The sequence below is a fragment of the Streptomyces abikoensis genome, from assembly GCF_014648775.1.
Lineage (GTDB): Bacteria > Actinomycetota > Actinomycetes > Streptomycetales > Streptomycetaceae > Streptomyces > Streptomyces abikoensis.
In genome coordinates, this window is record NZ_BMRT01000007.1 from 313721 (window position 1) to 326890 (window position 13170).

The window sequence follows — 13170 nt, forward strand, 5'->3', positions numbered from 1 at the left end:
CCGCCGTACGAGGAGTGGCGCGAGAATGAGACACGTGCCCGCACCGAACGCCCCCGCCACCGACGCCTTCGCCGCCCTCCTCACCGACGAGGGCCGCGCCCTCCTCGACGAGCTGCGCGACCACGACCCCGCCCAGGAGCTCGCCACGGCGACCCGGCTGCGCCGCGACCACCCCGCCGACCTGGTGTCGGCGGCCCTGGGACAGGCCCGGCTGCGGCAGCGCGCGGTCGCCAAGTTCGGCGCCGAGGACGCGTACCGCATGTTCTTCACCCCGAACGGCGTCGAGCAGGCCACCCGGGCCGGTGTCGCCGCCTACAGGGCACAGCGTTTCTCCGCGCTCGGCGTGCGCCGACTCGCTGATCTGTGCTGTGGCATCGGCGGTGACGCGATCGCGCTGGCACGCGCCGGCATCGAGGTGCTGGCCGTCGACCGCGACCCCCTGACCTGCGAGGTCGTCCGCGCCAACGCGGCCGCCCTGGGCCTGGCCGAACTGATCGAGGTGCGCTGCGCGGACGTCACCGAGATCGACACCTCGTCCTACGACGCCGTGTTCGTCGACCCGGCGCGGCGTGGCGGCCGGGGCCGGATCTTCGACCCGGAGGCGTACTCGCCCCCGCTGTCCTGGGCGGTCGAGGCGGCCCGCAAGGCTCCGCACGCCGCGCTGAAGATCGCCCCCGGGGTGCCCCACGAGGCGATCCCCGAGGACGCGGAGGCCGAGTGGATCTCGGACGGCGGCGATGTGAAGGAGGCCGTGCTGTGGTTCGGCACGGACCCCGCCGCGCGGCGGGCGACCCTGCTGCCGGGCGGCGCGTCCCTGGTGGGCCGGGGCCTGCCGGACCCGGCCGTGCGGCCCGTGGGCCGCTACCTCTACGAACCGGACGGCGCGGTCATCCGCGCCCACCTGGTGGCGGAGGCCGCGGCGGAGCTGGGCGACGGCGGGCTGATCGACGAGACGATCGCGTATGTGACGAGCGACGAGCTGCGGGATTCCGCCTACGCGGCGGCGTACGAGATCACGGACGTGCTGCCGTTCAACCTGAAGAGGCTCAAGGCGATCGTCCGGGAGCGCGGGATCGGCGTCGCCGTCATCAAGAAGCGGGGCTCGGCGGTGGAGCCGGAGGAGCTCCGCAAGAAGCTCAAGCTCGCGGGTGCGAACTCCTGCGTGATCGTGCTGACGCGCGTGGCGGGCGCGCCGGCCATGCTGCTGGGGCAGCCGGCCCGGGCGTGACCCGGACCGGCGGGGCCGCCCGTCAGTCGTAGAGGTTCTGCTTGCTCAGCTCGTGCACGTGGTCGTGGTCGTGCGCGTGGCCGTGACCGTGCCCATGGCCGTGCTCGTCGTCATGGTCGTGGTCGTGCTCGCCCGGCACGTGCGTCTCCGTGACCGGCAGCGAGGAGTCCGCCGACAGGTCCCAGGAGGACGCCGCGCGGCCACGGGCCACCATCTCCGCCCCCAGCGCCGCCACCATCGCGCCGTTGTCGGTGCACAGCTTCGGGCGCGGCACGCGCAGGGTGATGCCCGCGTCCTCGCAGCGGCGCTGGGCCATGGCGCGCAGGCGGGTGTTGGCGGCGACGCCGCCGCCGATCATCAGGTGGTCCACGCCGTGGTCCTTGCAGGCGCGAACGGCCTTGCGGGTCAGGACGTCGACGACCGCCTCCTGGAAGGAGGCGGCGACGTCCGCGACCGGAACGTGCTCGCCGGCCGCGCGCTTGGCCTCGATCCAGCGGGCCACGGCGGTCTTCAGGCCGGAGAAGGAGAAGTCGTATATCGGGTCGCGGGGGCCGGTCAGGCCGCGCGGGAAGCGGATGGCGTCGGGGTCGCCCTCGCGCGCGTAGCGGTCGATGACCGGGCCGCCGGGGAAGCCGAGGTTCAGCACCCGGGCGATCTTGTCGAAGGCCTCGCCGGCCGCGTCGTCGATCGTCGAGCCGAGCGGCCGGACGTCCGAGGTGATGTCGGGCGCCAGCAGCAGGGACGAGTGGCCGCCGCTCACCAGCAGGGCCATCGTGGGCTCGGGCAGGGCGCCGTGCTCCAGCTGGTCCACGCAGATGTGCGAGGCGAGGTGGTTGACGCCGTAGAGGGGCTTGCCCAGCGCGTAGGCGTACGCCTTCGCCGCGGAGACGCCGACGAGCAGGGCGCCCGCGAGGCCGGGGCCGGCGGTGACCGCGATGCCGTCGAGGTCCTTCGCGCTCACCCCCGCCTCCTTCAGGGCGCGCTGGATGGTCGGGACCATGGCCTCCAGGTGGGCCCGGCTGGCGACCTCCGGGACGACGCCGCCGAAGCGGGCGTGCTCGTCGACGCTGGACGCGACCGCGTCGGCGAGCAGCGTGTGGCCGCGGACGATACCGACGCCGGTCTCGTCGCACGAGGTCTCGATGCCGAGGACGAGGGGTTCGTCAGTCTTGCGAGCCATGGGACATTCCTTGCACTGCGGACAGGGGATCGGAGAGACGCATCACGAGCGCGTCGATGTTGCCGGGCTGGTAGTAGCCGCGGCGCACGCCCACGGGCTCGAAGCCGAAGCGTTCGTAGAGGCGCTGGGCGCGGGTGTTGTCGACGCGCACCTCCAGCAGCACCTCACGGCACTCGAAGGCGTTCGCGGTGGTGAGGAGCTCGGTCAGCAGCCGGGCGCCGAGGCCCGTGCTCCAGTGCTCCTTGGCCACGGCGATGGTCTGCACGTCGCCGGTGCCGTCGACGGCGGCGAGGCCCGCGTAGCCGACGACCCTGGCCTGCTCGGACTCGCCGACGACCTCCGCGACGACGTAGCGGCGGTTGGCGTTCGCCCCGCGCGCGTGGGCGAGCTCCGACCAGAAGAGGCCCTTGGACCACGCGTCGTGGGGGAACAGGGTGCGCTCCAGCTCCAGCACGGGCGCGATGTCCCACCAGCGCATCTCGCGGACGCGGATGGCGGAGGCTGCTGCGGCGGCGGCCGCTTCGGCTGGCCCGGTCACTGCGGGGTGACCACCTTGTAGTTGGCCGGCACCTGGGCGTCGGGGCGGCGCAGGTACAGCGGCTGGTCCGGCAGGAACTCGCCGCCCGTGCGGAGCTTCTCGGCGGCCAGCGCCGCCAGCGCGGCCGCCGACTGGTGCTGCGGCAGCTCCTCGCGGACGTCCGAGAAGGCGTCCCGGTAGAGCACCGCGCCCGCGCCGACGGCGGTCAGGCCCGCCAGGCGCTCGGTGAGCTCGGCGGGGCGGTCCACGGCGGGCTCGGTGATCCGGGTCCGGGCGTCCGCGTAGCGCGCCCAGTACACCTCCTTGCGGCGGGCGTCCGTCGCCACGACGAACTCGCCCGTCAGCCCCTGCTGCCCGGCCGCGTACGCGATGCCGTCGAGGGTGCACAGGCCGTGGACGGGGACGGACAGGGTGGCGGCGAAGGTGGCGGCGGTGACGATGCCGACGCGCAGGCCGGTGTACGGGCCGGGGCCCACGCCCACGACGATCCCGGTGACGGCGTCGAGCTTCGTACCCGCCTCGCGGAGCACCCGGTCGACGGCGGGCAGCAGCAGCTCCCCGTGCCGGCGGGCGTCCACCTGGGTCGACTCGGCGACGACGGACTCGCCGTCGTGGAGGGCGACGGTGACAGCGGGGGTGGCGGTATCCAGAGCGAGCAGCAGCACGTGACAAGCCTACGGCGCACCATGGGGCGGGCGGCGCGCGCATGGGCCCCGAGCCGGGGGCGCGGCGGGGGCGCGAGCGGGTGCTACGGTCAGCCGCATGGCCGTACGCATGGCCGTACGAAGCCGCGACACTGCCGGTCCGCACGGGCCGGGTACCCACGGGCCGGGACGGCGGCGCCGGGCCGGCGGCGGGACAGTGGCGACAGCACACAGCAACACAGCAGCACGCGGGACGAAAGGTGCGCAGCGTGGCACGTAGCAGCTCGGGGATCATCGTGGCCACGCTCACCGCGGCGGCCCTGGCCGGCGTCGGTTTCCTGGCCGTCCAGGCGGAGGCCGCGCCCGATCACCCCGTCGCGCACGCCTCGGGCCGGACCGCCGGCAAGGCGAAGGACGGGGAGCAGGGCAAGGACCAGGCCGCCGGCGGAGCCGGGCAGGAGCAGGGCAAGGCGCCGAACGCGGTCCCGGAGGAGTCCGGCACCGGCCTGCGCGTCGTCTACGCGCTCGCGCAGAAGCGGGTGTGGCTGGTCGGCTCGGACGGCAAGGCCACGCGGACGTTCGAGATCGCGCCCAGCACCGTGAACCCGCCGCCGGGCAGCTACGCGGTCACCTCGCGCACGCCCACGATCACCGGCTCGGACGGGACGCCCGTCGAGCACGTGGTGGTCTTCCACCGGGACGCCGCCGGGGTCGTCTTCGGCTTCAGCGCGGCCGTGGACGGCTCGTCGCCCAAGCCGGACCCGGCGAAGAAGACGGGCGCGATCCGCGAGCAGCCGGCCGACGGGCGGGCGATGTGGGAGTTCGCGGTGAACAAGACGCCGGTCGTCGTCGTCCCGTAACTCGTTCAGGCGGCGTCGCGCGCCTCGTCGTCGTCCGCGCCGTCGGCGGCGGGCTCCGGCGCCTTCGGGGGCGTGGAGACGGCGTCGGCGGCGGCACAGGACGCCAGGAGGTCGCGCACCGACAGGGGGTGCTCCTCGACGGCGGGGGTGGGCTCGGGCTCGTGGGCCGACATGAATGCCTCCTGGGGCGGCTCGGGCCGGTCGGAGGCGCCACGGTCCACCTACTTAGGTAGACCTAACCGACCCTCCTGCCCTCCATGTGACCACGCCCGGTGTCGCGCGCGCAACATCTTGCCGACGGCTTGTCGGAACGAGCGCCGTTCAGCGCCCCAGCGGCGAGAGGTCCACGCCCGCCCAGCGGGCGCCGACACCGGTGACGGTCACGCTGCGCACGTCGTCGGCGTCGGCGTCGCCCTCGGCCGGGGCGTCCGCGCCCACCGCGCGCTCGATCACGACCCGCAGCCGGTCCTCGGACAACTCCTCGACCTTGCCGTCGCCCCACTCCACGACGATCACCGACTCGGGCAGCGAGACGTCGAGGTCCAGGTCCTCCATCTCGTCCAGCCCGCCGGACAGCCGGTAGGCGTCGACGTGGACGAGGGCCGGGCCGGCGCCCAGCGGCGGGTGCACCCGGGCGATGACGAAGGTCGGGGACGTGACGGCACCGCGCACCCCGAGCCCCTCGCCCAGCCCCCGGGTCAGCGTCGTCTTGCCGGCGCCCAGCTCCCCGGAGAGCAGCACGAGATCACCGGGGCGCAGCAGCGCGGCGAGGCGGCGGCCCAACTCCCGCATGTCTTCGGCGGACTTGACGGTGAGCGGCGTCGCCTGCGGCGCGGAGGTGTCTTGCGGGGTACTCATATCCGCCGATGGTAACGCCCGCGTTGTGGGCAATCGTTCCGCAGGGCTGGGGGCACCTCCCAGCGGTAGCTGGGGGAGGGTGGGCACAACGCCGGAACGACGGCGTCAGCCACGTCGCTATTCGGGTGCGGCCCGGTGGGCAGCTTGTGCCCACCCGTTCCGCCCTGCGGAACGCCTGCCCACCAACCGGGCCAGGTGGCCGGACACCAGATCCGGAACTTCGAGCATCACCAGGTGCCCCGCCCCCGGCACGATCACCAGCTCCGCGTCCGGCAGCGCCTCGCCGATGACCCGGCTGTGCTCACTCGGCGTGACCATGTCCTTCTCGCCCGCCAGGACGAGCACCGGCCGCCCCGCGAACTCCGCCAGCGCATCCACCTTGTCGTGCTCGGCGAAGGCCGGGTAGAACTCGGCGACCACGTCCACCGGCGTCGCCTCGATCATCCGCTCGGCGAACCGCGCCACCACGGGGTCGACGTCCCGCGACCCGAACGAGTAGCGCTTGATGATCCCGCCGATGAGCTCGGCGACGGCCCGCCGCCCCTTCTCCACCAGCTCCGTCCGGGTCAGCATCAGCCTGAACGCGCCCGGCAGGACCGTCCGTCGCAGCAGGCTCATCCCCACCGGCGGCAGCCCGTACGTCACCTCGCCCATCAGGCCGGAGGACGTGCCGATGAACGCGGCGCCGACCACCCGCTCGGCGATCAGCTCCGGGTAGTGGGCGGCCAGGGCCATCGTGGTCATGCCGCCCATCGAGTGCCCCACCAGCACCAGCGGTCCCTCGGGGGCGGCCGCGTCGACGACGGCCTTCAGATCGCGGCCGAGCAGGTCGATGCTGACCGGTTCGCCCGCCTCGCGCTGGCCCTTGCCGCGCGCGGAGCGGCCGTGGCTGCGCTGGTCCCAGAAGACGGCGCGGACGCCGGCGGCGCGCAGCGCGGCGCGCTGGAAGTGCCAGGAGTCCTGGCTCAGGCAGTAGCCGTGGCTGAAGACGACCGTGAGCGGCGGCTCCGCGCGGCGCCCGAAGAAGCCCTTCCCCTTGCCGGGGGCCTCCGGTTCGTCCACCTCGTAGTGGAGCTCGGTGCCGTCCTCGGCCAGGGCCGTGCCCACGGTGCCGCGCAGCGTCCCGTACGGGCCGGCCGAGTCGAGGGCGAGCCGCGCCTTGCGGCGCATGCCGCGTCCGACGGTGAGCCGTTCCACGGCGACCCCGACCGCGGCTCCGGCGGCGACGACCCCGACGGCCGCGCCCGCGAACCCCGCGATGCCCGCCCCCCGTCGCCGGGCGGCGCCGCCCAGGGCCTCCACGGCCCCCGCCGCCACCGTGCCCGTACTGTCGCCGCCGCCCTCGCTCATGTCAGTCCCCCGTGTCCTCGGACGTGTCATCGACGTCGTTGTCCCTGACGTCGTTGTCTCCGACATAGACGCGCGGCACACGCGCGGAGATGCGCGTGACGACTTCATAGGCGATGGTTCCGGTCGCCCGCGCCCAGTCCTCGGCGGTCGGCTCGCCCCGGTCGCCGGGGCCGAAAAGCACCGCTTCGTCGCCCGGGGCCGCGCTGTCGCCGCCCAGGTCGACCACGAACTGGTCCATCGCGACCCGCCCGGCCACCGTCCGCCACTTGCCGCCCACCAGCACCGGGCCGGTGCCGGAGCCGGACCGCGGGATGCCGTCCGCGTAGCCGACGGGGACGAGCGCGAGGGTCGTCTCACCGGGGGTCGTGTACAGGTGGCCGTACGAGACGCCGTGCCCGCCCGGCACCCGCTTCACCGAGGCGAGGGAGGCGGAGAGCGTCATCACCGGCCGGATCCCCAGCTCCTCGGGGGTGCCCAGCTCGGGGCTCGGGGATATCCCGTACATCGCGACGCCGGTGCGCACGAGGTCGAAGTGGGTCTCGGGGAGGGTGAGGGTGGCCGGGGAGTTGGCGATGTGCCGGACCTCGGGGGCCAGGCCCTGGCCCTCGGCGTAGGCGATGGCGTCCTTGAAGACGGTCAGCTGGGCCCGGATGGAGGGGTGGCCCGGCTCGTCGGCGCAGGCGAAGTGCGACCAGATGCCGGTGACCTTGATCAGCCCGGCCGTCTCGGCGTCGCGCGCGGCGGCGACGAGCTTCTCCCAGTCGCCGGGCTGGCAGCCGTTGCGGCCGAGACCCGTGTCGATCTTCAGCTGCACGCGGGCGACGCGGCCGGCCGCGCGGGCCGCGGCGGTGACCTCCTCCAGCGCCCACAGGCCGCTGACGGAGACGTCGATGTCGGCCTCCAGGGCCTCCCGCCACGGGTCGCCCGGCGTCCACAGCCAGCACATCAGCCGGCCCGTGTCACCGGCGGCGCGCAGGGCGAGCGCCTCGTGCGGGGTGGCCGTGCCGATCCACTCGGCTCCGGCCTGACGGGCGGCTCTGGCGCAGGGCACCGCGCCGTGGCCGTAGGCGTTCGCCTTGACGACGGCCATCAGCTGCGCCCGGGGGGCGCGGGCGCGCAGAGCGCGTACGTTGGCCCGCAGGGCGGCCAGGTCGACCACGGCTCGGGCGCGCATCGGTGTCTCAGTCATCGCAGCCAGTCTCTCAGGCCGGGGCCGGAGGAGGCCCCTGCCCCGCCCTTTCACCGTTTCCCGGGGGCTCCGCCCCGGGCCCCGGGGGCTGGGGGCGGAGCCCCCGGTTCCGGGAAGGGGCGGGATCGGGGAAAGAACTCCCGCCGCGGCGGCGACCAGCCACTGCCGACGTGACCGGCGGTGCCGAACCGCCGCCGCCCGGTGTCGCACACGGCCGCAGTGCGGCAGGCTGACCCCTATGAGGACTGCCCACAGCGTGGACACCGTACGGGCCGCCGAGCGCGCCCTCATGACAACGCTCCCGGAAGGCGCGCTCATGCAGCGCGCGGCGGCGGGCCTGGCGGCGGCCTGCGCCGACCTCCTGGGCCGCCGCGTCTACGGCGCCCGCGTCGCCCTCCTCGTCGGCAGCGGCGACAACGGCGGCGACGCCCTCTACGCCGGCGCCCGCCTGGCCCGCCGCGGCGCGGGCGTGACGGCCGTACTGCTCACCCCGGACCGCGCCCACCCCGGTGGCCTGCTCGCGCTCCGGAACGCGGGCGGCCGCGCGGTCACGGCCCGCGAAGGCGTGGGGGCCGTCCGCCGCGCCGACCTCGTCGTCGACGGCATCGTCGGCATCGGCGGCAAGGGCCCCCTGCGCGAGCCCGCCCAGGAGCTCGTCGCGGCGGCCGAGGGCGCCCTGATCGTCGCCGTGGACCTGCCCAGCGGCGTCGACGCCGACACCGGCGAGGCCCCGGGCGCGGCGGTGCGCGCCGACGCCACCGTCACCTTCGGCACGTACAAGCCGGGCCTGCTCGTCGACCCCGCCCGCGAGCACGCGGGCGCGCTGCGCCTGGTCGACATCGGCCTCGGCCCGTGGCTGCCGTCCGAACCGGACGTCGAGGCCCTCCAGCACGCGGACGTGGCCGATCTGCTCCCCCACCCGCAAGCGGAGAGCGACAAATACCGACGCGGTGTAGTCGGCATCGTGGCCGGATCGGCTCGCTATCCGGGCGCGGCCGTCCTCGCCGTGGCGGGCGCGCTCAGCGGCGGCGCGGGCGCCGTGCGCTACGCGGGCCCGGCCACCGACGCCGTGATCGCCCGCTTCCCGGAGACGCTGGTGACGGCGGGCCCCCCGGCGAAGGCCGGCCGCGTGCAGGCCTGGGTGATCGGCCCCGGCCTCGGGGACGGCCCCGAGGCGCGCCAGGCCCTGGTGGACGTCCTGTCCTCCGACGTCCCCGTACTCGTCGACGCCGACGGCCTGCGCCTGCTGGACCCCCAGGCCGTACGGGCGCGCCGGGCCGAGACCCTCCTGACCCCGCACGCGGGAGAGGCGGCCGCGCTGCTCGGCCTCTCCCGCGAGGAGGTCGAGGCGTCCCGCCTGTCGGCCGTACGGGCGCTGGCGGACCGCTTCGGGGCGACGGCCCTGCTCAAGGGCTCGACCACCCTCGTCGCCGACGGCATTGGAGCGATCCGCGTCAACCCGACGGGCACCCCGTGGCTGGCCACCGCGGGCAGCGGCGACGTCCTGGCCGGCCTGACCGGCTCCCTGCTCGCCGCGGGCCTGGACGCCCGCGACGCGGCCTCGGTGGGGGCGTACCTCCACGGCCTGGCGGCGCGCGCGCTCGGAAGCGCGCCGATCACGTCGCTGGGGGTGGCGGAGGAGCTGCGGCGGGTGTGGCTGGACGTCGTGACGGGGTGACGAGGTGACGCGCGGGCGCCGGAGGTCAGCGCAGGGCATCGCGCAGGCGCTGGACCCCCTCGCCGCTCATCCCCTCCTCGACGATCTGCACCCTGGGCCGGCCGCCCAGCCGCAGGAACGCGTCGACCTGGGCGTCCGATTTCACCACGAACCGGAGCTCCCCCTCCCCCGCGTCCTCGTACGTCAGCCGGCCGATCACCGCGTCCGCGTAGTGGTCCGTGTCGAACCGGTCCCACGCCCACGCCAGCTGGGCCCGCACCCGCAGCGACGGATGCGTCGCGTACCGCGCCAGCAAGGGGATGGCCCGGTCGTCGCCGAGCATCGTGGCCGTCACGACCACCGCGTACGCCACCTCGTCCGGCAGGCCCTCCGGGCCCGGCAGCAGGTCCAGTACGGCGCTGCCCGCCCCGGCGAGCGCCCGTGCGGCCTCCACGTCGCGCGGCGGGACGAGTTCCGCCGCCGCCCGCTCGACGCGCGTCCGCACGTCCGGGGCGACCTCCGGCGCCTGCTCCAGGCAGGCCGCGGCCAGCAGATGCAGCCGGTGCCGGTGGGTGTCCTCCTTGTCGCCCCGCTCCAGCAGCATCCCCAGCAGCTCCGCGCGGGCGCGCGGCGGGGCGTGGCCGACGGCCATGCGCAGGACGTCCTCCCACTGGTCGTCGTGGGCGTGGTTGACGAGCAGGTCGAAGTCCCAGTCGTCGACGGCGGCCCGGGCGCCGAGGTAGTCCTGGAACGTACGGTGGATGAAGTCCAGCGTCCCGCTGGTGGGTTGCCGCAGCACACCGCTGCGGACGACCAGGTGGCGCAGGATCTCCTCCGCGCTGCCGCGCGCCGCGACGGCGGGCATCGCGGGCAGGGCGCGTTCGAGGATCTCCACCGCCTTGTGCCACTCGATCTCCGAACGGCCGTTCCTCGTCAGCCAGTAGGCGATCTTCTGGAGGAGTGCGGTCTGCGCCTGCTCCAGCTCCGGGCCCTCCAGGCCGACCGCGATCTCGCGCTCGCGGTCCCGCCGGACCAGCAGCAGGTCCAGCGCCGCGCGGTAGAGCTCCATGCGGCCGTGCGGCAGATAGCCGCGCCGGGAGCGGTTGAGGGCGCAGATCATCGCGCACATCAGCGGATTGGTGGCCAGCCGGCCGAGGTCCCGCTTGGCGACCACGGCGGCGCTCAGCGCGTCGCCGAACGCCCGTAACCGCTCGTCCTCGCGCTGCCCGGCCGCGTCGTGCCACCGCTCGATGAAGGCCAGGACGTCGGCGCGGCTCATCGGGAGGAGTTCGAGCTCCGCGAAGCCCGCGTCCGCGAGCCAGCCCTCCCGGACCGCCGAGGGACGGGTGGTGATCACGTAGCGCGCCTCGGGGTAGGCGGCCAGCAGGTCCTTCACCCACGCCAGGGTGCGGCGCCGGTCCGCCTCGGGGACCTCGTCCACACCGTCGATCAGCAGCAGCGCCGTGCCCTCGTCCAGCCGCCCGGTCGCCCAGCCCCGCGCGGCGGGCAGCCCCGCGAGCGGCGCGGCCACGGCGTCCAGGAAGTCCTCCGGGCGGGGCAGTTCACCCTTTCGTATGAGGGTGCGCAGGGGCAGCGTCAGCGGTACGCAGCCGCTCAGGTGGCCCAGGCCGGGCGGCAGGTCGCCACGTGCGGTGACCGTGGCCAGCCACTGCAGCAGCGTCGTCTTCCCGGATCCGGCGGCGCCCCGCAGCAGCACCCGTTTGTGCCCGGCGAGCGCTTCCTCGGCCCGTCGCGGGGAGGGCAGGGGCCCGCCCCCGGTGTCCCCGGAGGCGCCCGTCAGCTCCAGGCTGAGGTACGTCGCGTCGAGCGGCCACGTCTCCGCCTCGCCGTCGCTCAGCGTCAGCCCGATGACGGTCAGCTCCCCGGACCTGCCGACGATGTACTCCCGGAGCCGGCGCTCGAACGCCTCGACCTCCAGCTGCCGGGGCGAGGCGAGCGAGCGCGAGGTGGGCCTGTGCCCGGCGACCAGGCACTCCCGCAGGAAACGGAAGTCCTGCCAGAGCGTCTCGGACGGCGTCACCGTCAGCCGTCCGTGCCGCCAGCCGGCGGGGTCGGCGCAGACGATCCCGGCGAGCGCGCCGCCCACGAAGACGGCGGCCCCCGACATCCCGGCCCAGGGCGAGCCGCCGTCGCCCGGCGGCGCCGGCGCGCCGTGGTCGCTGTCGAGGACGTACCGCCCGCTGAGGAGATTGCTGCCGGGCTTCAGCGTGCCCACGATCTGCTCGGTGTCGAGCGCGTCCGCCCCGTCCCGCTGGACCTGCGGATAGCCGATGGCCGTCGCGCCGGGCCAGGCCCGCAGGTCGTACGAGCGCCCCCAGACCAGCGGCTCGAAGTCCGGGAGCGCCTGTTCCGTCACCACGTCGCGCTCGGCGGCCAGCAGCGCCACGTCGCAGCGCCGCCGGTCGTCGCGCGCCCACACCACCCGGCAGCGCACCTTGCCGACGCCGCCGGGCACGACGACCACGGGGGCGTCGCAGTCCGCGACCACGTGCGCGGCGGTCAGGATCAGGTCCGGCGTCAGGAGGTAACCGCTGCCCTGACTCCGCCCGAACACCGCCGCGATGCGCTCCCTCGCCGGGTGCACGACCGAACCGCCCCCTCCGCCTCCGCCCCTGGTCTGACGAGCACCTGACGATACGCCAGTGGTTGGGGCGGAGTCGGGGGAACGGCTGGTTTACGCGGTGCGGGACGTCCTACTGTGCGTCGTACGCCCGCAGGGCAGCGATCAGCCACTTCACGGCGGGGCCCATGGCCGGCTCGGGCCAGCCGTTGATCACGGAGACGAGCCGCCAGTACCGCTCGTAGCCCGACTCGTCACCGATCTCCAGCCGCTCCAGCAGCCAGGCCCGGAACGCGGGCCCGTCCGCCCGGCCGGCCAGTTCGGCGTAGGCACGCGTCAGCTCGTCGACGACCGGCCGCGCGGCGGGCGACTCCGGCTCGGTCCCGGCCTCCCGGGCCGCGGCCGTGCGCACCCGGACCAGCTCGGCGAGCTGCCAGCCCGCGTGGGGGTCGAGCGCCCCGGCCTCGTCACGGGCCCGGACCTGGTCGGCCGCGGCCCTGCGCAGCGCGGCGCGGAAACCGTCGTCCTGGACGAGCCCGGCCAGCTCGATCCAGGCGTCGACCTGCTCGGGCGTGGGGTCGTCCGGCAGCATCGGCATCGCGTCGCGCAGCATGGCCAGGAAGTCCGGGCCGACGTCGACGCCTTCGAAGGCGTTGTCGATGAAGTCGTCGATCAGACGGCGGCGTTCGAGCTCCGACAGTTGTGCGAGTTTGTGCATGGTCTCCATCTCCTCCGGTGTCGACCCGCGGACGGCCACGGCCCGCAGCACGGCCCGGTGCATCCGCAGGGTGCGGATCTGCCGGTCCAGGGCGTCGGCGTGCACGGCCGCGATCTGGGCCACGGAGACCTCCCGCCCCAGCACGCGCTGGACGGCGGAGAGCCCGACGCCGAGTTCGCGCAGCGTGCGGACGAGGCCGAGCCGGGCCAGGGCGTCCGGTCCGTAGAGCCGGTAGCCCGCGGGTGTGCGGTCGGTCGGCGGCACGACCCCCGTGTCGGACCAGAACCGGATGGTCTTGACCGTCAGGCCGGTCAGCCGGGCCAGTTCCCCGATGGAGTAGAGGGTGGTGTCGTCGTCCATGTCCGCC

Annotated in this window: 12 protein-coding genes; 3 read left to right on the top strand and 9 right to left on the bottom strand. The window is 75.0% G+C overall.

Going from position 1 to position 13170, the window contains the following annotated elements; all coding sequences use genetic code 11:
- Window positions 1-25: 25 nt before the first annotated feature.
- The gene (locus tag IE096_RS23015; protein WP_189454711.1) at window positions 26-1228 is read left to right on the top strand and encodes a THUMP-like domain-containing protein; all 1203 of its coding nucleotides are present in this window, start codon (window positions 26-28) and stop codon (window positions 1226-1228) included.
- Between the two features lie 22 nt (window positions 1229-1250).
- Here the strand turns inward: IE096_RS23015 and tsaD are convergent, their stop codons facing one another.
- Genes tsaD through tsaB form a run of 3 tightly spaced genes read right to left on the bottom strand, consistent with a single transcriptional unit; the run spans window position 1251 to window position 3611 of the window.
- Window positions 1251-2408: a tRNA (adenosine(37)-N6)-threonylcarbamoyltransferase complex transferase subunit TsaD gene (tsaD, locus tag IE096_RS23020; RefSeq protein WP_189454714.1), complete on the bottom strand. Its 1158-nt coding sequence runs from the start codon at window positions 2406-2408 to the stop codon at window positions 1251-1253.
- The gene (gene rimI, locus IE096_RS23025; RefSeq protein ID WP_189454821.1) at window positions 2392-2886 is read right to left on the bottom strand and encodes a ribosomal protein S18-alanine N-acetyltransferase; all 495 of its coding nucleotides are present in this window, start codon (window positions 2884-2886) and stop codon (window positions 2392-2394) included. Before rimI ends, tsaD begins: the two co-directional genes overlap by 17 nt.
- Window positions 2887-2942: 56 nt before the next feature.
- Entirely contained in the window at window positions 2943-3611 is a 669-nt protein-coding gene (tsaB, locus tag IE096_RS23030; RefSeq protein WP_126914653.1) for a tRNA (adenosine(37)-N6)-threonylcarbamoyltransferase complex dimerization subunit type 1 TsaB, read from the bottom strand.
- Window positions 3612-3859: 248 nt separating this feature from the next.
- Here tsaB and IE096_RS23035 point away from each other — a divergent pair, with 248 nt between their 5' ends.
- Window positions 3860-4450, top strand: coding sequence for a hypothetical protein (locus IE096_RS23035; protein ID WP_189454716.1), 591 nt, complete (start codon window positions 3860-3862; stop codon window positions 4448-4450).
- A 5-nt stretch (window positions 4451-4455) separates the two neighbouring features.
- On the opposite strand, the gene IE096_RS23040 is transcribed toward IE096_RS23035, so the two are convergent.
- The 4 genes from IE096_RS23040 to alr form a co-directional block, all read right to left on the bottom strand.
- Window positions 4456-4623, bottom strand: a complete 168-nt coding sequence (locus tag IE096_RS23040) for a hypothetical protein (RefSeq protein ID WP_189454718.1) — start codon at window positions 4621-4623, stop codon at window positions 4456-4458.
- A gap of 148 nt (window positions 4624-4771) precedes the next feature.
- Window positions 4772-5308, bottom strand: a complete 537-nt coding sequence (gene tsaE, locus IE096_RS23045; RefSeq protein WP_189454720.1) for a tRNA (adenosine(37)-N6)-threonylcarbamoyltransferase complex ATPase subunit type 1 TsaE — start codon at window positions 5306-5308, stop codon at window positions 4772-4774.
- 117 nt (window positions 5309-5425) lie between these two features.
- A complete protein-coding gene (locus IE096_RS23050) occupies window positions 5426-6658 on the bottom strand; it encodes an alpha/beta fold hydrolase (protein ID WP_189454722.1) in 1233 nt (410 codons plus the stop codon).
- A 1-nt stretch (window position 6659) separates the two neighbouring features.
- Window positions 6660-7847, bottom strand: coding sequence for an alanine racemase (gene alr / locus IE096_RS23055; RefSeq protein WP_189454724.1), 1188 nt, complete (start codon window positions 7845-7847; stop codon window positions 6660-6662).
- A gap of 238 nt (window positions 7848-8085) precedes the next feature.
- On the opposite strand from alr, the gene IE096_RS23060 reads away from it, so the two are divergent.
- Window positions 8086-9525, top strand: a complete 1440-nt coding sequence (locus tag IE096_RS23060; RefSeq protein WP_189454726.1) for an NAD(P)H-hydrate dehydratase — start codon at window positions 8086-8088, stop codon at window positions 9523-9525.
- Between the two features lie 25 nt (window positions 9526-9550).
- Here the strand turns inward: IE096_RS23060 and IE096_RS23065 are convergent, their stop codons facing one another.
- Together IE096_RS23065 and IE096_RS23070 are read right to left on the bottom strand one after the other, a co-directional pair.
- The gene (locus IE096_RS23065) at window positions 9551-12109 is read right to left on the bottom strand and encodes a serine protease (RefSeq protein WP_189454728.1); all 2559 of its coding nucleotides are present in this window, start codon (window positions 12107-12109) and stop codon (window positions 9551-9553) included.
- Window positions 12110-12218: 109 nt separating this feature from the next.
- A complete protein-coding gene (locus IE096_RS23070; RefSeq protein WP_189454730.1) occupies window positions 12219-13163 on the bottom strand; it encodes a helix-turn-helix domain-containing protein in 945 nt (314 codons plus the stop codon).
- Window positions 13164-13170 lie beyond the last annotated feature (7 nt).

Bases quoted from the DNA above. Each gene is read 5' to 3' on its own strand.
- IE096_RS23015 (WP_189454711.1), top strand. From the start codon at position 26: ATGAGACACGTGCCCGCACCGAACGCCCCCGCCACCGACGCCTTCGCC.
- tsaD (WP_189454714.1), bottom strand. From the start codon at position 2,408: ATGGCTCGCAAGACTGACGAACCCCTCGTCCTCGGCATCGAGACCTCG.
- rimI (WP_189454821.1), bottom strand. From the start codon at position 2,886: ATGCGCTGGTGGGACATCGCGCCCGTGCTGGAGCTGGAGCGCACCCTG.
- IE096_RS23060 (WP_189454726.1), top strand. From the start codon at position 8,086: ATGAGGACTGCCCACAGCGTGGACACCGTACGGGCCGCCGAGCGCGCC.
- IE096_RS23050 (WP_189454722.1), bottom strand. From the start codon at position 6,658: ATGAGCGAGGGCGGCGGCGACAGTACGGGCACGGTGGCGGCGGGGGCC.
- alr (WP_189454724.1), bottom strand. From the start codon at position 7,847: ATGACTGAGACACCGATGCGCGCCCGAGCCGTGGTCGACCTGGCCGCC.
- IE096_RS23040 (WP_189454718.1), bottom strand. From the start codon at position 4,623: ATGTCGGCCCACGAGCCCGAGCCCACCCCCGCCGTCGAGGAGCACCCC.
- tsaE (WP_189454720.1), bottom strand. From the start codon at position 5,308: ATGAGTACCCCGCAAGACACCTCCGCGCCGCAGGCGACGCCGCTCACC.
- IE096_RS23070 (WP_189454730.1), bottom strand. From the start codon at position 13,163: ATGGACGACGACACCACCCTCTACTCCATCGGGGAACTGGCCCGGCTG.